The sequence below is a fragment of the Shewanella marinintestina genome, assembly GCF_023283845.1.
In the GTDB taxonomy this organism is placed as follows: Bacteria; Pseudomonadota; Gammaproteobacteria; order Enterobacterales; family Shewanellaceae; genus Shewanella; species Shewanella marinintestina.
This window is the reverse complement of record NZ_JAKILC010000015.1, coordinates 49,048-68,132: the sequence shown is the minus strand read 5'-3', so window position 1 is coordinate 68,132 and position 19,085 is coordinate 49,048. Positions and strand designations below refer to the sequence as shown.

The following is a 19,085-nucleotide window of genomic DNA, read 5'->3' as shown; positions in this document are numbered from 1 at the left end:
GATGCGGCTAAATTCGGTAGGCTACTTGTTTCGTTTTGTGCTTTCGCCTGAGCATGAAATTCGGGTGTGCAGTCACTCTAAAATTGAGGCTGCCGAGTTATCGGATGTTAATTAAGGTTGATAAATATATGCAGTTGAAATCGTTTTTATGCCTCGTAGGGTTAGACAATAGTAAGCGTTTCGCTTCAATTAGTGGTCTGACTTATTTAGCTTTATTGTTATCTGTAGCCTTGGTCGGCCCGACTGCTGCTTTGTATTTTGTCGCCCTTTTATTGGCGCCAGTATTAGCATTAACCACATTGCGTAGATTGCGAGATAGCGGCAAAGGGCCGCAACTATTGGCGCTAACATTACTGCCGTTTTTATTGGTGTTGGTTACTTTAGTGCATATCCATAGCGTGATGTTGTTATTAACATTTGTGCTAGTTGCGGCTCTCGCTGTTGGTTATTTGGCCATACTGCCCGCAGTAACCAGCGTTAACTACGTACAAGGTTACTCTGGCCCAGTGGATATGCGTAGTGTTCAGCCAGCAACGGCAAAAGCTAATCATCGAGTGCGTGTTGAGCCTACATTGGGCGGTGAAGATGTTGCTGCAAACCTTAGTGACAATCCAGAGCCAATTCATCGCAGCGAACAAAGCGAACAGACGAGAGATACCAGTATTGATCAGCGCCGAGTGCGAGATCGCAATGCATTTGATGCAAGCCAATTGCAAAAGGTTTTGCTGACCAATAAAAAGCCATTATTGATCACCGCAGCCAGTCTTGTGGTTGTTATGCTAGTTACAAGCATTTGGTCGCTCATCCCTGAAAGTACGCCTGACGATGAAAGCGCAGAACAAATACAAACTGAACCCGCAACCAAGCCGCAAGCGACTCGAGTGCTTACTGCTATGCCAGACGGCTTTAGCTTAGTATTAGAAGATGAAGTGCTGATTATGCGCTGGTTAGGAGAAACGGGGGCGGCAGAACAACTTTGGTCCCTCGCCACGGCCAAAGGTGATAAAACCTGTTCAGGCTTAAGGTTTAACAATGGCACTGAGTATCGTCCAATGGTGGTTGATTTATTGGCTGATAGCGCTACAGAAGCACGATTCTCACCATTAGATACCGAAGCGATTATTATTGATATGGCAAGACGCGGTAACGTTAGTGTCTGTGGCTACAACTTCAGCTTGAAAGGGAGTCAGGCTGCGCTTGGTAAAGTGGCAGAGTTTAGGCGTTATTTATAAGCAAATGCGCCCAAGCATTATTGTTATATGGCTATTATCGCTGGATATTGCTTTGTAGTATCTTTAAACTGCGTCGCCTTATTGTGATGCTAAATTGCATCTGTTTGAGAGATGAAAGACTTCATGAGTAACAACGCACAACAATTGACCTTAGTGATCCTTGCGGCAGGTTTAGGTAGCCGATTTGGCGGTGATAAACAGCTGGCAGAACTTGGACCTAATGGCGAAACGATGTTGGAACTCTCATTAAAGAGTGCGTACAAAGCTGGGTTTACCAAAGCGGTTTTGGTGATTAGGCCAGAATTAGCGCCTATGCTAGACCAAGCGCTAGCAGGTAAGTTAAGCGATGATTTTAGCTGCGTATATTGCTTGCAGTCGATTGATGATCTGCCTTTAGAAGCACAAGCTTTTGCAGATATCGCACAACGCCAAAAGCCTTGGGGGACAGCGCATGCACTTTGGAGCGCTAGAGCCCATGTAGATGGGCCTATGGCAGTGATTAATGCCGATGATTTTTATGGCGACAGTGCGTTTAGCTTATTAGCCGAAGGATTATCAACAGCTGATGACAACTGGATGATGGTCGGATACCCAATTGGGTTGACCTTATCAGATAATGGCGGCGTTAACCGTGGTCTATGCCAGGTTGAAAACGGTAAGCTTATCGATGTCGCTGAATGGTTAGATATCCGCAAAGATGGCGCAGAGCTTACCGGTACGCTTAACGAGCAACAGTTTGCTCTGACCGATGATGCTGTGGTTTCTATGACTTGTTGGGGATTTAAACCTGACATTTTTGGTGTGATAGAACAGCAGTTTAGTGAATTTTTAAAGCAGCATGGCAAGCAGCCAAAAACTGAATGCTATTTGCCTAACGTGGTGCAAGCACGGATCGATGCAGAGCTCCAAAGTACATCTGATTGGGGCGTTAACGTCAGTGTGGCGCAAGAGTCTTGGTATGGGGTGACTTACCCTGAAGATGTACAGTGGGTGAGATCAAAGCTACAGGAAACTCTAACGGCAATTTAGCCCTAGAGGTAGCTTACACAATTAAAATAAAACCATTTTTAATAAAGCCTTTGCAGGGAAAGTCTGGAAAAAGCCCAGATAGCAGAAGTGATACAGAAAATAACTGGAGTGTTGGGTGATAGATTTTATAAGACAAAATGTTTTGTCGCATTTTGGTGTTGCAGCAGATGACGCCAAAATATCCCCTTTGGGAAATGGCCATATTAACTATACGTTTTTAGTGCGCGGCCCTGATAGCGATTTTGTGCTGCAGAAAATAAATACTGAGGTATTTAAAACACCAACAGCTTTAGTGTATAACGCTGACAAAATCAGCCAACATTTGCATGCTAAAGTGGCGTCAGGCCAATACGGTTTGCAAGTCGTGTCACCTGAAGTCACAACAAACAAAGATCTATTCGTTGATTTAGGCGAACACGGTTTTTGGCGCGGTATCAATTATTTACCACATAGCCACAGTATTGATGTTGTCGGCTGTGAAGCGGATGCCGAAATGGCAGCAAAAGCTTTTGGTCATTTCTCTGCCGCGTTAACAGAGCTTGATGCAGACACGATAGAAGATGTGATCCCTAACTTTCATCACCTTCCAGGGCGTATTGAGCTGCTTGAGCAAGCGGTTCAGACAGACAGTCATGGTCGAGTCAATCAGTGCCGTGACTGGGTTGATTTTGTATTATCGCAGCAAGATTTACTGCAAGAGTTAGCTGCGGTAGAAACTAAACTTCCGCATAGAATTTGTCATAACGACACCAAAATCAACAACATGCTTTTTGATAAGCGTGACATGTCGAGCTTAGCTATTATCGACTTAGATACCTGCATGAAAGGCTATTTAATGTATGACTTTGGTGACATGGTTCGTACTTTTTGCAGCCCAGAAGAAGAGGACTCTACAGCGCTTGATAAAGTGCAGGTACGCGAGTCTATATTTGGCGCTATCTGTAAAGGGTACTTAAGTGAGCTGGGTGATGTGCTTAATGATGATGAGCGCAAGAGCTTGTGGTTAGGTGCCAGAGTGATGTGTTTAATGATTGGCGTACGGTTCCTAACCGATCATCTAAATGGCGATGTGTATTTCCAAATTCACCATCAAGGCCATAACCTAGAGCGGGCTGCAAACCAGTTTACTATGTATCAAAGTTTACTAAATCAGCAAGACACATTAAGCGCTTACCTAAACTAAGTCTTTCAGCTAACGATTAGCTAGAGTAGTCGTTAGGAATAAGCCGAGCAGTTTGACCAATAGGTTGATACTGGCTCGGCTTGTTTATTTGCTGTACCGTAAAATCATGCCTAAGAGCAGGTTTAAGTAAGTCATCAAACATCTCTACTTGCTGGTTTGCTGGGTTTAACCAGGCATCGAACACGTCATCATTTTGTGGCAAAATCATCGGACTCGCTTTACTGTGGTATGGCATTAAATCGGGATGCGGTGGGTTAGTGATAATGGAGCAAGATGTGGTGATTTCCCCCGTTTTAGGATGCAGCCAGTCTCGATATAACCCGCCAAATACCATTGCTGAATTTTCGGCAATAAAGTCATGATAGTAAGTGTCTTTTCCCTGCTTTTCTGTTTCACCAAAACCACTGGCTAGCACTAAGCAACGATTCTCTCTAAAGGCCGTAAAACCAGCGCTATTGGGTGTGTTTAGTTTATCGAACCGGGTGTTAAATGAGGTATAACGGCTAGGCTTAAAGCCTTCGTAAGCTGTTTCAAGTAGTAACCACCAGGTCGCCGTTTGTAACCTACGCTCGCCATCAATTTCGCGCACAATACTGATGTCATTAGTTGGCATTTTAAAGCGCCCAAACAGCATCTCTTGCTGGTTTTTAATCCGCAAATCTTCCATCAATGCTTGTACAAACATGTCATCAATGATGTTTAGCCGACCGCACATAAATTATCCCAAAATTAAACCACATTATTCAGTATATGAATGATTTTAAATTGAGTATAGCGACTAAAGAAATTCGCAAAGAGCGCTAAACGAATAAGACTTCATGATTGTGTTACGAATATAACAAGCTTTAGCAAGTTAGTTTGTTTTGTGAGCGCTTTATACGCTTTACGCAAATATTCGGCGGTTGGGTTTCAAAAGTTAACAGATATGGGTAACTTTGTTTTTATACACGTAGCTGCGTAAGGAACATTATTAAAAAGAGGATGTTAAATCTTAGGTTAGAATTTTAGATTAATTATTTTTGAGCAATGAAGCTTCAAATTGAGAGTGAGATATAGATATTACTTAAAAGTCTGGCAGCTTTTAAGTTCAAGGATTTCAATATTATCCATTGCTAGTCTTATGTTGTTGATTTTACAGGCTATGAAGGTAGTTTGATATGTTGGATACCTTAGTGAAACATTCCAATGACGCGATTTACATTATAGAGCCGGATAGCGGAACTATTTTAAGCTGTAATTATTCAGCGTACCGCCGATTGCAATATTCTTCAGGTGATTTTAATGGGATTAAAATCTTTGATATCGATATTAACATCCATGATTTAAATGAATGGAAAGACGTCGCATTAAGAATTAAAAATGAACACAACAGCGTGTATGAAACCTACCATAAAAAGCTAGACGGCAGTATTTTCCCTGTCGAGAACAGTGTCTCAATTTCGACTTACCAAGGTGTGGAATATTTTATCGCTATTGCGAGAGATATTACGGCACGTAAGGAGTATGAAAAGAGTGCTTGGAGGCGTGCCAATCTAGATCCTTTGACTGGTTTACCTAATCGACGGATTTTTTATAGTGACTTAAAAAATGCAGCCAAAAAAACCAAAGAGAAAGATGAGCACTTAGCCATGCTGTATATCGACCTTGATTGGTTTAAACGCATTAATGACAAGTATGGTCACGCCGTCGGCGATGAGGTGCTCTATATTGTCGGAAAGCGGCTGCAGGGCTGTTGCCGCAATCAAGATTGCTTATCTCGCCTTGGTGGTGATGAATTCTCGATAGTGTTTTCCAATATCGCCACAGAAGAGCTCGGCCGAAAAATGGTACACAAGGTTGAGCAAGTGCTTAGACAGCCATTTTGTGTAGGTGATCTTTTATTGGAGGTTGGCGCAAGCATAGGTGCAATCATTTTTAGGGTTAAGCAATTTGATTGTACCCAAGAGTTGAGTTTGGCCGATAAAGCGATGTATCGAGCAAAAGAGCATTTTGGTGTTTCGGCGAGTTATCATTTTTCGAGTTACGCAACTGAGCCGTGAGAGCAAAGCTATGCTAGAGAGAGTAGTTATTGTTCATAACGAAATAGAAGAACTGGTTAAATCATTTACTCATCTAGATCAATTTGCACGTCAGCTTTCATCAGGGAAAATGCACTTCTCAAGTGAGATGGTTCATTTTCCTAACCTTTATATTTCCCGTCTAGGCTTCGAGCAGTCCATCATGTTCCACGGTCAGTGTGATGCCGATTTTATTAGTTTTACCGTGCCGAAGAACAAACAGCGGCTAAAAGTGAATGGCATCGAGCTACTCAACCAGAGTTTGTATGTGATCCCTCCATCACAGGAGATTATCGCAGTATATCCTTCCTCTTTTGATGGCTATCACTTAGCCGTTGAGATCAGTTACTTGAAACGAGTGTTAGGCCATGAATTACTCGATGCCGTGATTGCACAATCAGAGGGGATAAGAAGCGGTAACGTTAAGCTTTATTCTTTCGATAAATTCCAATCAGAACTGAGTTATATTATCGACTTGACCCTTGCTAATCATCACAGCATTTCGCCAATCTTGGCTTTTGATATTCAGGAATACATCGCCAATAACCTAAGAATATTGTTTGAACTTTCTAGTGGGATTAAAAACCATTCAATGCCCTTTAACAAACGCTTTGCAGTAGCTGCGAGAGCGTCTGATTACATCAATAATAGCGGTAGATTACGCATCTCAATATCCGAGCTAGCTCAACACTGTTTTTGTAGCGTAAGAACCTTGGAATATGCCTTTAATAAAGTCTATTCAATCACGCCAAAACAGTATTTAACCATTCGGCGCATGCATCTGATCCGTGAAGAATTGAAATCTGCATGTTATGCCAGTGTCGCTGAAGTTATGCGTAAATATGGCGTGATAAATGCGGGCCGTTTTAGTCAACATTATGCCCATCTTTTTGGCGAATATCCTAGCGCGACATTAAGGCGTTAAGTTCGAGCTACCCTCATATTATTACGTTAAATTCCCTGTTTAATTTGGTGTCATCAAATGGCCATTATGCTGGCGGTGACGTTGGTAATATTTGCTTATCAGTTAGACGAAACCATTTTAGTAAAGCAATGCTACCGAGGGTTCAACGATGAAAAAACTTATTATCAACGCCAATGTTTTTAACGGCACCGACAACCAATTATTAGAGAATGTTGCTGTGCTGATTGAAGATAACTTGATTCGTAAAATTAGCCATCAAGATGACATCGATTTGTCGATTGCTGATGAGGTGATTGACGCTAAAGGTGGCACCGTGATGCCAGGTTTAATGGACGCACATGTGCATATTACCTTGTCAGCACCATTTAATGTTATCGACACTATGACCCGTGAAGAGGTGGCGATTCGTTCAGCGCATATTTCAGAAGAGATGTTGATGCGTGGCTTTACCACCATTCGCGATGTTGCAGGTAACACCCTCGGCCTTAAAAACAGTATCGACAAAGGTTACGCCAAGGGGCCACGCATTTTGCCATCGATGGCCGCAGTTTCTCAAACCTGTGGTCATTCTGATTACCGCCAAAATCAAGCGCAGGAGCGGATCGGCCAACACGAAGACTCACCGATGATGAAGCTTGGCGCAATGAAAGTAGCAGATGGCAGATCAGAAGTATTAAAAGCGGTGCGTGAGCAATTGTTTATGGGCGCATCGCAAATTAAGATCATGGCTGGCGGCGGCGCATCATCCACGTTTGACCCGCTCGATACGTTGCAATTTACTCTTGATGAGATGAAAGCGGCTGTTGAGGCGGCAACTGATTACGGCACTTATGTTGCAGCGCATATCCATACGGCAGACGCGATGCGCCGAGCCGCAGAGGCGGGAGTGATGTCGTTTGAACATGCCACCATTATGGATGATGACATTGCCCAAACCATTAAAGACAAAGGTATTTGGGTGATCCCGTCTTACTTTACCGCGTCTTTGATTGCAGAGCGTAAGATCCCGCTACCAAATGAAGAGACCTACCGTAAAACTGAACGGGTAGGTAAGGCGATGCTCAAATCCGCCGAACTGATTAAGCAATATCAGATCGACAATATTGCATTTGGTACCGACTGCGTAGGTGAAGCCAGCGTACACGTCACTCAACTCAATGAGCTCGCAGCGATTGAACAGACCTTCGACACAATAACCGCTTTGCGAATGGCGACCTCAAACTGCGGACGCTTATTTGAAATGTCGACTTATCAACATCCGTACCAACAAGGGTGTTTAGGTAAAGTGGTTGAAGGTGCTTACGCTGACCTATTGATCATTGAGGGCAATCCACTTGCAGGTATTGCCTGTGTTGCTGATACCAATAAGCAAAAGATGATTATGAAAGACGGAATCGTCTACAAAAACACGTTGTAATCGCTGCCATAATCGCGACTGCTACTGCAGTAAAACGGCGCTTAGTTGATATAACTAGGCGCCGTTTTGCTATCAAAGATCTGACTGTTCAGCGCCACTGTAGAGCTTTTGTTTTGACTGTCACCAAATGGCCATTTTATAAAAATATCGCTGGTATATTAGACTCAAATTCCTACTTGAAGAGTACTAAATATGTCACACCATTTTAATGAATACCGCGGTTCACTAGAGCGTTCTTTAGATCACGCAGTCTCTTACCTTGAGTCGCTAGATGAACGTCCAGTAGCCGAAGAGATCACCTCTGCGCGGCTACGCGAATTGATTGCTGGTGAGTTACCGCAACAACCGACGGCGCCAGAATTAGTAATTGATCAAATGGCAAAGTCACTCGACGCAGGTCTGGTAGCTTCTGGTGGCCCAAGATTTTTTGGCTATGCCATAGGCGGCACTTTTCCTGCGGCATTAGCGGCAGACTGGTTAGTGAGCGCATGGGATCAAAATGTGCCGTATTACGTGTCTAGCCCGGCCATGGCAGCTGCCGAAGAAACAGCCGCTGAATGGATGGTAGAACTGCTTGGCTTAACCAAAGGCTCAGCGGTTGGTTTTACCTCAGGCGCTCAAGAAGCGATTTATACCTCGTTAATCACCGCGCGTAATTCACTGTTAGAAAATGCAGGCTGGGATGTGGCCACTAAAGGTTTATATGGCGCGCCGCAGGTGAATGTGGTTGTGAGTGACCAAATTCACTCAACCATTAAGCGTGCACTTTCAATGATAGGTTTGGGTATTGAAACCATAGTGAAAGTGCCAACAGACGATAATCTTCGCCTTATCCCCGAGGAGCTTGCGCGTGTGTTGGCCGATATAAACGGCCCCACACTGGTTTGTGCTCAAGCGGGTTGTATCGATTCGGGAGCATTCGATCCTTTCGACGAGATTGCTGATGCCGTCACTAATCATGGTAACGCTTGGCTACATGTGGATGGCGCAATCGGGATTTGGGCTGCGGCCAGCGATAAACAAAAACACTTATTAAAAGGCATTGAGCGAGCAGACTCCATAGATACCGATGGCCATAAGTGGTTCAACATGCCATATGACTGCGGCATGGTGATAGTGAAAGACCCAGCCAAAATCACTTCGGCAATGGGCGGTGGCAATATGGGCGACTACCTAAATGATGCCATGGATAAGCCAGACCGTAATGCAATTAACTTTGGAATAGCCGCATCAAGGCGTGCCCGTGGTCTGCCTGTCTACGCCGCGTTTAAGTCGCTGGGTAAGCAAGGCATCGTAAATCATTTAGATAACTGCTGCGCCTTGGCCAAACGCATGGCTGATATTTTGCGAGAAGTGGACGGCATTACCATTCTTAATGATGTGGTGTCGAATCGATTCTCAGCGCAATTTGGCACAGGTGATGTGGAATATCGCAATGAGCTTACCGCACGCGTGGTACATAGACTGCAGCAGGATGGATATCTTTATCCATCAACATCAGGCTATAAAGGCTTAAAGACCATGCTGTTTTCAGTGCTGAATTATCACACATCGATAGCGGATATTGATATTTCAGCAAACAAGATCATCGAAGCATTTAATATCGAAAAAGCGCTACTACCTAAGTCGGTTTAACGTAATTAATTCAACGAGCAAAGAGAGTGGAGGAAGTATGACTCAGCAACGATTTGTAGGTTATAGCCTAGCTGTATTGGTTTATTTAACTGTGCTCAATTTCTTTAATGAGTATTGGCACTGGGTTTCCATTGAGTCCTTTAGCATTTCACTAGTTGCAGCATTACTTTTGCTGACGCTACTTAAGTTGTCGATTAAAACCGAGCATAAAGTCGCCGCCTTTTTTAAGGCTAAACCCGGCAGGGCGGCAAAAGTCTATCGAGGCATCAGCACCTACATTATCTTGGTAGGTAGCAAGTTTATGATCCTTGAAGCGATAAATGTGATGTTTGGCGAAAAGGTCTCATTTAGCGGGCCGTTCAACGGTGTCGTTGCTTTCTTTGCCGTTGTGTTTACTATTCTTATTGCCGAGTTTTCAGTAGGTAAAATATATGCTGGCTTGAATGACACCAATAAGCAGCAAGTGGCATGCTGAACGGATAATTTATCAAGTGTAATAGCGGTGTATACTGCAGACAAAACAGGCCCATATGACGTCATGCCATATGGGCCTGTTTGCTAACTAGCGACTAACAATGAGCAGCTTAAACAAAGCTCATAAATAAACCGGCAATGGTTGCCGCCATCAAGTTAGACAAGATACCTGCAAATAATGCCTTCAAACCAAGTGATGCAATTTCTGAGCGACGCTCTGGTACTAAGCCACCAATACCGGCAATTGCAATCGCAACAGTACCCAGGTTAGCAAAGCCACACAGTGCAAACGATAGAATCACTTGAGTACGCTCAGACATCGGCAAGCCAGTTGATTCAACAATCATGTCGCCGCTTAGGTATGGTGCAAGGTTGATATAAGCAAAGAACTCGTTGATCACAATCTTCTGGCCGATGAACGAACCCGCTAATAACGCTTCGTCCCATGCCACACCCATCAACCAAGCGATAGGGGCAAACACATAACCTAAAATTAGCTGTAAAGTGAGGCCGTCAAAACCAAACCAATTACCAATACCACCTAACATGCCATTCATTAATGCCACTAAGCTGACAAAGGCAAATAGCATAGCGCCCACGGCCATAGCTAACGATAGACCATTCATGGTGCCCGTTGTCGCTGCGTCAATAATGTTGGCTGGTGGATTTTCTTCTACAACTGTTAGATCTTGGTCGTTTACTTTCTCAGTTTGCGGAATTAATAACTTAGCAAACAGTAAGCCACCCGGCGCCGCCATAAACGAAGCCGCGAGCAGATATTCCATCTTAATACCCAACTGGGCATAGCCCGCTAGCATGGTGCCAGCAATAGATGCCAAACCACCACACATTACTGCAAACAGCTCGGCGCGGCTCATCTTAGGAATATAAGGCTTAATTAGCAGTGGCGCTTCAGTCACACCTAAGAAGATGTTGGCACTGGCAGACATAGATTCTGCTTTGCTGGTATTAAGGATTTTCTGCAGTGCGCCGCCCACAATACGAACCACCCACTGCATAATACCTAGGTAATATAGTACTGCTGAAATTGCCGAGAAAAACACGATAATCGGTAGCACTTTAAAGGCGATAACAAAGCCGCCTGGGCCAAACAGTTCATACATCTTATCGCTAACAAGGCCGCCAAACATAAACGACATACCTTCGTTGCTGTAGCCAATCACGGTCGAAACCGCTTCTGCCATATTAAAGATAATAGCTTGGCCAAACGATGAATAGATGACAAACGCACCCATAATAAGTTGCAGTAAAAACGCCAGTCCGACAGTGCGGTAATTAATGGCTTTACGGTTTTCAGAGGCAAGAAAAGCCACTAAAAGTATGGCGATGATGCCAACAATACTGATTAAAATTTGCATTTATTTTGTCTATTACTATCTAAATTTAAAGGGAGGTGAGTTAAGGCTCGGCTTAAAACAGGCGAGTCTTAACTGATGGAAATACCGCAGGCATTCCCATCATTGAGTACCTAGTACAAAACTTATAAGTCGTTAAAAGGTTTTGATTAATGCCTTGATGACATCAAGCACATAAACCTGACAATCAATCGCGGTTTGCGGCTCAAAGTCTTGCTTATGTTGGTCGGTATTAGATAGCACGCGAATACTCACAAAAGGGAGTTTGTAAGCTTCGGCAACTTGCGCAGCCGCTGAAGTTTCCATCTCTTCAACTGAAGTGCCCATGGTCTCGTGGAACCAGTTAATACGGTCAACTTCACGGTTCCATTCGTCACAGCTACCAATTCTACCCACAACCACTTTGCCTTGGGTGTAGCTGCTTGCTTGCGAAAGGGCGATTTCAACAAGCTTTGGGTCGGCTTTAAAGTGGTTATGCTCAACCACAACACCGTTTTCACGCAGGTACATTGGCATATCGAAGTTCTGCCAAGTAGTTGGGTGTATGCCTTGGCCTTTTTCTACGAACTCAATTTTGTAAGCGCCCATATTAAAGCTGGTTTCACCAATCACGATGTCAGAGCGAAATAGCTTTGGATCGTGGCCACCAGAGGTGCCCTGATTGATGATCACTTTTGGCTGGTAATGCGCAATGCCGAGGGTGGTTGAGGCGGCGGCGTTAGCCAAACCAATCTCGGTACGAGACACCACAACTGGGTAGCCATCTAATAGGCCTTGCCAGAACGTCCACGCACCAAATGTTTGTTGTTTTACATCACTAAGGGCGGCAACAAGCGTTTCGACTTCAACGTCCATCGCGCCTTGAACTAAGATAGGATTTAGCATTTTTGAGGGTAACTTTTCATTGTGTGACTGTTCAGAGTTTACGTGTTCAGGGTCTAACTTTTCAGCTGTTGGCTGCTCGCAAGTTGGCATGACAAATAACTTCAAATGGAAAGTGCGCGGATAGTAGCAATGCGATATAGGCCAAACAACGAAATGAAAAGTAAAATACTTGTTGCTGTTTCGGTGGCCTAAAAAGTGCTCAGTTTTTAGCTTTTGCAGCTAAATTTATGCAGCTGTAACCACTTATTTTGTAAGGATATTTCAAAAAGTGTTTATTTGTTGAACGCGTCGCGTTTGGCAATGACTTTAAATTAGAAAACAGTGTTTAAGAAAACAGGCTAGTTAGTGGGGCTGGAATGGGGTTGAGTTGGAGCTGTGGCGAGGCTGGAAAGTGAGAAAGCCGCGGATTGATGGGGCTCAGAAAGGGTCAAAAAAGGAGACTTTTCGCTTGCTAAGATGAGCGAGTGGCGCACTTTTACTTTGAGAAAGGGCCACTGATTTTATCATTGGGAATAGGCTGGTGGTGTGTTTAGCAAAGCGACCTATCAGCCAACAGCTAGCTTAGCTGTGTCATGCCACATATATGCAGGCATAGCTTGTTTTAGCTTCCATGTAATATTCATTGGTTGAGAGCCTTCATACTTAACAAAGTCTACTGGACCAAAATTGACAAATCCCATGGTTTTCCCATATTCATCTTTAGCTTGTTCTCTAACAAATAAGATGAACGTCTTGTTGTTTTCTTGCTGCGTTATATAGCCTAATCCTCTACCTGAGGTTGGCTTGGCACTGTTCTGGGTTTGCCAATGAAATAGCGTGGGGCTGATCGCGTAGTCATGGTACATGGTTGTTGCTGAAAACTGCTTTTCGCATTTATCTAAGGTAACAAACAGCAGTTCAGTATTGGCACTAGCAATATTAAGTACACCTTCTCTACTGGATGATTTCTTATCAAATGTACTATCGCCAAACGCGACCAATATGTGTTCTTTGGCGTAGCGCACATGCATCTTTAATGGCGAGCCATCCACCACAATATTACCTACGGCAGGCATCTTAAATTCTTGTGTGGCTAAGCGTTCAATAAGCAGTGAAATAACGTCATTAAGCTCGTCTTGTAGTTTCTTATGTTTTAGCGCAAGTAAACTCTGCTCAATGGTATCAAATCCGGCTTGCTTACCCGTTTTATCCCAAAAGTCATAATGACACATGGTCGAGAAAACTGGACGGTGTTGTTCTGCATCAGACCCTGTAGCAGCTTGAGTGGTCACTGATAAGTTGTTTCCACATAATGCTTTGATGAACCGCAAATAAGAGATAGAAGTGCAGCTTAATAATCGATTGTTGATTGCACGATAGTAAGCGGCATAAATGTCTAGTTCGTTCTGCTTTATTTCTTCACCGCGGCTTGTTTCTACAAGTGCTCGCCAACCACCAAACTTACCTACTTTTACTTTATAGATATCCTCTAGTGACAAGTCAGGATAGATATGCAGAAAGTTTGCTAGCGTAAGAGGTAAATCTGTCACGTTAGGGTAGTTTGAAAGTAAGCCAAGCAGTCTGTTTTTGTTTAAGGTTGCTAGTGATATGTTCCTTAAGATCATTTGCTGCGTTTTTTCTTGCAGTTCTATTCGGCAGCCTAAAGGTAAATGTGGAAACCCTTGTTTGATCTCCTTTGAAATAGATTGGTTAGTTTTGCCGATAAGCGCTCTAAACTTATGCGAAAAGTCATACTCAGGACGAGAGTTACCAACGAAATCAATGACGGTGCAGCACTCTTTATCTTTAGTCAGTCGTAAGCCGCGACCTAATTGTTGAAGAAAGATAGTCAGACTTTCTGTTGGTCTTAAAAATAGTAATGTGTCCAGTTCTGGAATATCGACACCTTCGTTGAATATATCAACCACAAATAGCACGTTAATTTCTTTCGATTTTAAACGTTGCAGCTGAATGTCTCGTTCTTTTGAATTGTCACTGGTGAGTACGCCGCAAGGGATATTGCTTAAAGTGAACTTTTGCGCCATGAATCTAGCGTGATCTTTACTTACGCAAAACGCCAATGCGCGCATTTGCGATATGTCAGTAACAATCTCTTCTAAGCTTTGCAGTATTCGCAAGACTCTTTGGTCATTGTGTGTGTAGAGCTTAGTTAGCTCGGCGATATCATAACGGCCTTTTGCCCATGAAACCTTTGTCAGATCGGTGTCATCATCAACAGTAAAGTATTGGAACGGTGATAAATGCCGTTGATTAATCGCTTCAGGTAATCTGATTTCTGCTGCAATGACATTACAAAAGTCTTTAAGAATATCGGCTCCATCATGGCGCTCTGGTGTGGCTGTTAAACCGAGTAAAACTTGTGGTGTAAAGTGTTTTAGAATAGCTCGATAGCTGTTTGCAGCTATGTGATGGACTTCATCGATAACAATGTAATCAAAGTAATCTTCAGTTAATTGAATCGTCGCAAGTTGATTGTTTAAGCTTTGGATTGACGCGAATAACTGATTAAACTTTTGTGGTTTGTTTTGTCCTACGAGTAATTCACCAAACTGGTTATTTTTCAAAACGCCCCGATAGGCACTTCTCGCTTGCTTTAAGATCTCCTCTCTATGCGCTAAAAATAAAAACTTTGCCTCAGGATTAGCTGCATAAAATTCAGCGAAATCAAACGCTGAAATGATAGTTTTTCCTGTGCCTGTCGCTGCAACAACAAGGTTACGATACCTACCGTGTAGCTCACGTTCTACTTTTATTTTGTCTAAAATAGCTCGCTGATGGGAGTGAGGTTTGATATCAAAATAAAAGTTTTGCGCGGATGTGTCATAGGTGCCTCTGGCTTCTTGCAAGGCGTTAACTAAGCGCTCTTTGCTTTGGGTCTTACCATCAAAATATTCAAAATCAGGAGATTCCCAGTAGGTTTCAAATGTACTGAGAGATTTTTCAATAATATGTGGGATCTCTTGTGAGGTGATCTTTAAGTTCCACTCTAGCCCACTAGTTAAGGCAGAGTGTGACAGGTTAGATGAACCGATATAACCAGTATGAAAGCTCGAGTTACGCATAAATAAATAGGATTTTGCGTGTAAGCGTTCTCTATTGGTGTTGTAGCTCAGCTTCACTTGCGTATTTGGCAAAGATGCCAAGAACTCAACAGCTTTGGCATCTGTCGCGCCCATATAGGAGGTGGTGATAATCTTTAGTTGTTTACCGCTGCGAGTAAATTCTTCGAGCTCTTTTTTAAAGATTCTGATCCCAGCCCATTTGATAAATGAGACTAGCCAATAGATCTTATCGGATGACTGGATCTCACGCTTAATCTCAGTTTCAAGAGATACGCCTGCATTGCTCCCACAAAATAATTCACTCTGAGTGAGTCCTGTTAGCGGCATGATGCCTTCAATATACTTTGGCAAATCTGAGGATATTGGATTTTGCTTGTCTAGCAATGCAGTCAGGATCTTGCCTTGGCTATCAATCAGATTTTCGGTGATGAGCTCACTATCTGCAATGTTAGCACTAAGCCATTCGATGACTTTATTGGCTAAACTTATTTGCTCAAAAACACGGTTATCGCTACTAGGTACTGAGTCTATCGCTATTTCGATAATTCGAGTTAAAAAGCGAGAGAGCCAAGAGGCGGCTTCACCATTCTCTAATGAACGTTCGCCAACATAGAAAGCTTTTCGATCTAATTTCTGCTCGACTAACTGAGTTATCAGTTGCTCGTAGATGCCGGTTTGATTCATTAAAAGTGCTTTGATTATTTGAAGTTAGCTAAGAATAACTGAATTGATTAATAGAAATAAGTAGTGATGTTAAAACTTATCCCCTGAACTTAAAATACTGATCCACAGCCAATAATAAGCCCAGCATTTAGCTGGGCTCTACTAATATTTTACAGCTTATCTTTGTAAAGCGACTTTCACAATCTCAGAAAGGATTACTCTACGTTCAGGATCTTCTCACGCATTTGCTCTATCAATACTTTTAGCTCTACCGCAGCAGCGGTAACTTCGGCACTAGCAATGCCATCTCTTGCTCCATACGAAAAGCCTAGTAATAAACCTAAACTCAATTACATTATGAGTACACGCTATAGCGTGTAGTTAGTGGTTTAACGCTTATAGCGTGTAAAACCCTGTTTAACGGTTACAGCGTGTGAAACTTGATTTACCTGTTTTAGCGTGTAAAGTAGAGTTAAGGTTAACTCTATAGGTAGTGTTCATGAAGGTGACAAACTCAAAGCAGCTTAGCGCATATCTTAAAGATGCACGGCTGAATATGAAGCTCTCGCAAAGCAAGGTAGGTAGTAAAGTTGGCATTCGTCAGGATACCGTTTCAAGCTTTGAGCAGAACCCAGACTCGACCAAACTAGAGACGCTGTTTAAAATTCTGTCAGCACTTAATCTAGAGTTGGATATAAAGGTTAGAAATTCAGAACTCGCGGAACGCCTGAACGATGATAAAAGCACTGCCCCCGAGCAAGAGTGGAAGGAGGAGTGGTAATGGCTGTTCTTGATGTTTATATGAATGGCTATTTGGTTGGGCAATTGACTAAGTCGACCACTGGTTCTCATTTGTTCAAGTACACCCGCCAGTGGCTTGATACTTCAGGAAGTCGACCAATTTCACTGTCTATGCCATTGCGTTCGCAAGTGTATAAAGGTGACGAAGTTTATAACTTCTTTGATAATTTATTGCCAGATAACATGGAGGTGAGAAACAGGATTGTGGCTCGCCATAATGCGCAATCGACTCAAGCGTTCGATCTACTTGCTAAAGTCGGTCAAGACAGTGTTGGAGCATTGCAGTTAGTACCCCATGAACAACAACCCTTTGAGGTTAAAAAGATTGACGCTAAACCTTTATCTGATGAGGCATTGGAAAAGGTGCTTAAGGGCTATCAGTCAGATATCCCGCTTGGCATGTTAGCCGGTGAGGATGATTTTCGGATCTCAATTGCGGGGGCTCAAGAGAAGACGGCTTTACTTAATTTAGATGGCCGATGGCAGCTTCCAATCAAAGCGACACCGACTACACATATCATTAAGTTGCCTATTGGTGAGATACAGAGCCATTCATTTACTATTGATATGGCTGATAGCGTTGAAAACGAATACCTGTGCATGATGATTGTGAGGGAGTTTGGCTTAGATGTGCCGCATTGCTCAATAATTAAGGTGGGTGATATTAAGGCGCTGGCAGTCGCACGTTTTGATCGTAAATTATCCAGTGATAGCCAATGGATTATGCGATTGCCACAAGAGGACTTTTGCCAAACATTAAATATTCCATCGGCTAAGAAGTATGAAAGTCATGGTGGCCCTGGTATTGAGCACATCATGCCTTATTTATTGGGCTCTATGAACTCAGAAGCAGACAGGTATAACTTTATGAAATCGCAAGTGCTGTTCTGGCTTTTAGCGGCGACAGACGGGCATGCTAAGAACTTCTCACTCTTCATTGAGGCCGGTGGCGGGTATCGACTTACTCCCTTTTACGACATTATATCCATGTATCCAGTTATTGGTGGTAAGGGCCTAAATATTCGTGATGCTAAGCTTGCGATGGGACTTAAAGCGACTAAAGGCAAGAAGTATCAAATAGCCCAAATTTTCCCAAGACACTTTATGCAAACTGCAAAGGCTATTGGGTTTGATACCCAGACTATGACTGCCATTTTACGAGAGGTTGCTGATTCAGTCGATGATGTGATTATGAGGGTAAAGGCTCAGCTGCCGGGTGACTTTCCTGTACATATAAGAAATTCGATTCTCGATGGTTTAAAGGATAGAGCAAAACGACTGACGGCTGAATAATTAGAGGTCAACGTTCCAGTCAAAGAGCCTAATTCTCTCGAAAAAGGCAAACAAAAGCCCAGCGATAAACTGGGCTTAAAAGCACTAATTTGAATCGATAGAGACTTACTCTACGTTCTGAATTTGCTCACGCATTTGCTCAATCAATACTTTAAGTTCTACCGCTGCTGCAGTGACGTCGTTGCTGATTGACTTAGACGCTAGGGTGTTTGACTCACGGTTAAACTCTTGCATCATAAAGTCTAGACGGCGGCCTTGTGCGCCACCTTTCTTAAGAATACGGCGCGTTTCTGCGACGTGGGCGTCAAGACGGTCCATCTCTTCGGCAACGTCCATCTTCTGCGCTAGCAGAACCATCTCTTGCTCCATACGAGCAGGGTCAAGTTCACCGGTGATTTCAGCTAAACGGTTAGTTAGCTTGTCACGCTGCCATTGCATAACTGTTGGCATGTGGCCACGTACTACGGCTACTTGCTCAACGATTTGGTCTAAGCGAGTTTGTAGCATGGTGTTGATTGCGTCACCTTCACGGCCACGGGCTTCGATAAACTGATCGATTGCCGCATCAAAAGCCACTAACAACTCTTTACCTAGTGCGTCCATGTCTTGCTCTGAGCCTGACATCACACCTGGCCAGCGTAGTACGTCAACCACGTTTAGCTCGCCTTGGCCAGCTTCGTTCTTCACCCAGTTAGCGGCATTGATAATTTGCTTAGCTAGATCTTGGTTTAGCTGTAACTCGCTGTCGCTCTTTTCGTTTAGGTCATAGCGAAGGTTTACTTCGATTTTACCGCGGTTTAAGCGTTTACGTAGACGATCTCTAAGAACAGGCTCCAAGCTGCGGAAATGTTCTGGTAGGCGCAGGTAAGTTTCTAGGTAGCGCTGATTAACTGAACGGATTTCCCATGAGGCTGTGCCCCAATCTGCTTTGTGCTCAATGCGAGCGTAGGCTGTCATGCTTTGGATCATTGATGATTTCCAGTGTGATTCGTCTAAGTGAATTGTGATTATATACCCAAACAAATTTAAGGTGCAGGCTTTAGTGGTAAATTT

General features: G+C 43.3%; 16 protein-coding genes. 10 read left to right on the top strand and 6 right to left on the bottom strand.

Annotated features, from left to right (window positions below):
- The first annotated feature begins 128 nt into the window (after nt 1-128).
- The 3 genes from L2747_RS15590 to L2747_RS15580 all read left to right on the top strand — a co-directional run bounded on the left by L2747_RS15590 (nt 129) and on the right by L2747_RS15580 (nt 3,444).
- On the top strand, nt 129-1,232 hold the full coding sequence (locus L2747_RS15590; RefSeq protein ID WP_248999933.1) for a DUF805 domain-containing protein: 1,104 nt from the start codon (nt 129-131) through the stop codon (nt 1,230-1,232).
- Nucleotides 1,233-1,355: 123 nt separating this feature from the next.
- Entirely contained in the window at nt 1,356-2,261 is a 906-nt protein-coding gene (locus L2747_RS15585; protein ID WP_248999932.1) for an NTP transferase domain-containing protein, read from the top strand.
- Between the two features lie 115 nt (nt 2,262-2,376).
- Complete coding sequence (locus L2747_RS15580) at nt 2,377-3,444, top strand: phosphotransferase enzyme family protein (RefSeq protein WP_248999931.1); 1,068 nt, start codon at nt 2,377-2,379, stop codon at nt 3,442-3,444.
- A gap of 16 nt (nt 3,445-3,460) precedes the next feature.
- Here the strand turns inward: L2747_RS15580 and L2747_RS15575 are convergent, their stop codons facing one another.
- The gene (locus L2747_RS15575; protein WP_248999930.1) at nt 3,461-4,159 is read right to left on the bottom strand and encodes an SOS response-associated peptidase family protein; all 699 of its coding nucleotides are present in this window, start codon (nt 4,157-4,159) and stop codon (nt 3,461-3,463) included.
- Nucleotides 4,160-4,601: 442 nt separating this feature from the next.
- Here L2747_RS15575 and L2747_RS15570 point away from each other — a divergent pair, with 442 nt between their 5' ends.
- The 5 genes from L2747_RS15570 (at nt 4,602) to L2747_RS15550 (ending at nt 9,953) form a co-directional block, all read left to right on the top strand.
- Nucleotides 4,602-5,483, top strand: coding sequence for a sensor domain-containing protein (locus tag L2747_RS15570; protein ID WP_248999929.1), 882 nt, complete (start codon nt 4,602-4,604; stop codon nt 5,481-5,483).
- Nucleotides 5,484-5,493: 10 nt separating this feature from the next.
- The gene (locus L2747_RS15565; RefSeq protein ID WP_248999928.1) at nt 5,494-6,426 is read left to right on the top strand and encodes a helix-turn-helix domain-containing protein; all 933 of its coding nucleotides are present in this window, start codon (nt 5,494-5,496) and stop codon (nt 6,424-6,426) included.
- Nucleotides 6,427-6,574: 148 nt separating this feature from the next.
- Nucleotides 6,575-7,843, top strand: a complete 1,269-nt coding sequence (locus tag L2747_RS15560) for a metal-dependent hydrolase family protein (RefSeq protein WP_248999927.1) — start codon at nt 6,575-6,577, stop codon at nt 7,841-7,843.
- A gap of 192 nt (nt 7,844-8,035) precedes the next feature.
- On the top strand, nt 8,036-9,478 hold the full coding sequence (locus L2747_RS15555; protein WP_248999926.1) for a pyridoxal phosphate-dependent decarboxylase family protein: 1,443 nt from the start codon (nt 8,036-8,038) through the stop codon (nt 9,476-9,478).
- A 37-nt stretch (nt 9,479-9,515) separates the two neighbouring features.
- The gene (locus tag L2747_RS15550) at nt 9,516-9,953 is read left to right on the top strand and encodes a hypothetical protein (protein ID WP_248999925.1); all 438 of its coding nucleotides are present in this window, start codon (nt 9,516-9,518) and stop codon (nt 9,951-9,953) included.
- A 109-nt stretch (nt 9,954-10,062) separates the two neighbouring features.
- Here the strand turns inward: L2747_RS15550 and L2747_RS15545 are convergent, their stop codons facing one another.
- The 4 genes from L2747_RS15545 to L2747_RS15530 form a co-directional block, all read right to left on the bottom strand.
- Nucleotides 10,063-11,331: a NupC/NupG family nucleoside CNT transporter gene (locus L2747_RS15545; RefSeq protein WP_248999924.1), complete on the bottom strand. Its 1,269-nt coding sequence runs from the start codon at nt 11,329-11,331 to the stop codon at nt 10,063-10,065.
- Nucleotides 11,332-11,463: 132 nt separating this feature from the next.
- Nucleotides 11,464-12,303 carry a 5'-methylthioadenosine/S-adenosylhomocysteine nucleosidase gene (locus L2747_RS15540; protein ID WP_248999923.1) on the bottom strand — a complete coding sequence of 280 codons (840 nt, stop codon included), beginning with the start codon at nt 12,301-12,303 and terminating at the stop codon, nt 11,464-11,466.
- A 455-nt stretch (nt 12,304-12,758) separates the two neighbouring features.
- On the bottom strand, nt 12,759-15,959 hold the full coding sequence (locus L2747_RS15535) for a DUF3427 domain-containing protein (RefSeq protein ID WP_248999922.1): 3,201 nt from the start codon (nt 15,957-15,959) through the stop codon (nt 12,759-12,761).
- A 194-nt stretch (nt 15,960-16,153) separates the two neighbouring features.
- Nucleotides 16,154-16,288, bottom strand: a complete 135-nt coding sequence (locus L2747_RS15530) for a DUF1732 domain-containing protein (RefSeq protein WP_248999921.1) — start codon at nt 16,286-16,288, stop codon at nt 16,154-16,156.
- Between the two features lie 149 nt (nt 16,289-16,437).
- Here L2747_RS15530 and L2747_RS15525 point away from each other — a divergent pair, with 149 nt between their 5' ends.
- Nucleotides 16,438-16,719, top strand: a complete 282-nt coding sequence (locus L2747_RS15525; protein ID WP_248999920.1) for a helix-turn-helix domain-containing protein — start codon at nt 16,438-16,440, stop codon at nt 16,717-16,719.
- Nucleotides 16,719-18,032, top strand: coding sequence for a type II toxin-antitoxin system HipA family toxin (locus L2747_RS15520; protein ID WP_248999919.1), 1,314 nt, complete (start codon nt 16,719-16,721; stop codon nt 18,030-18,032). The genes L2747_RS15525 and L2747_RS15520 overlap by 1 nt, the downstream gene beginning before the upstream one ends.
- A gap of 105 nt (nt 18,033-18,137) precedes the next feature.
- On the opposite strand, the gene L2747_RS15515 is transcribed toward L2747_RS15520, so the two are convergent.
- Entirely contained in the window at nt 18,138-19,001 is an 864-nt protein-coding gene (locus L2747_RS15515; RefSeq protein WP_220780429.1) for a YicC/YloC family endoribonuclease, read from the bottom strand.
- Between the last annotated feature and the right edge of the window lie 84 nt (nt 19,002-19,085).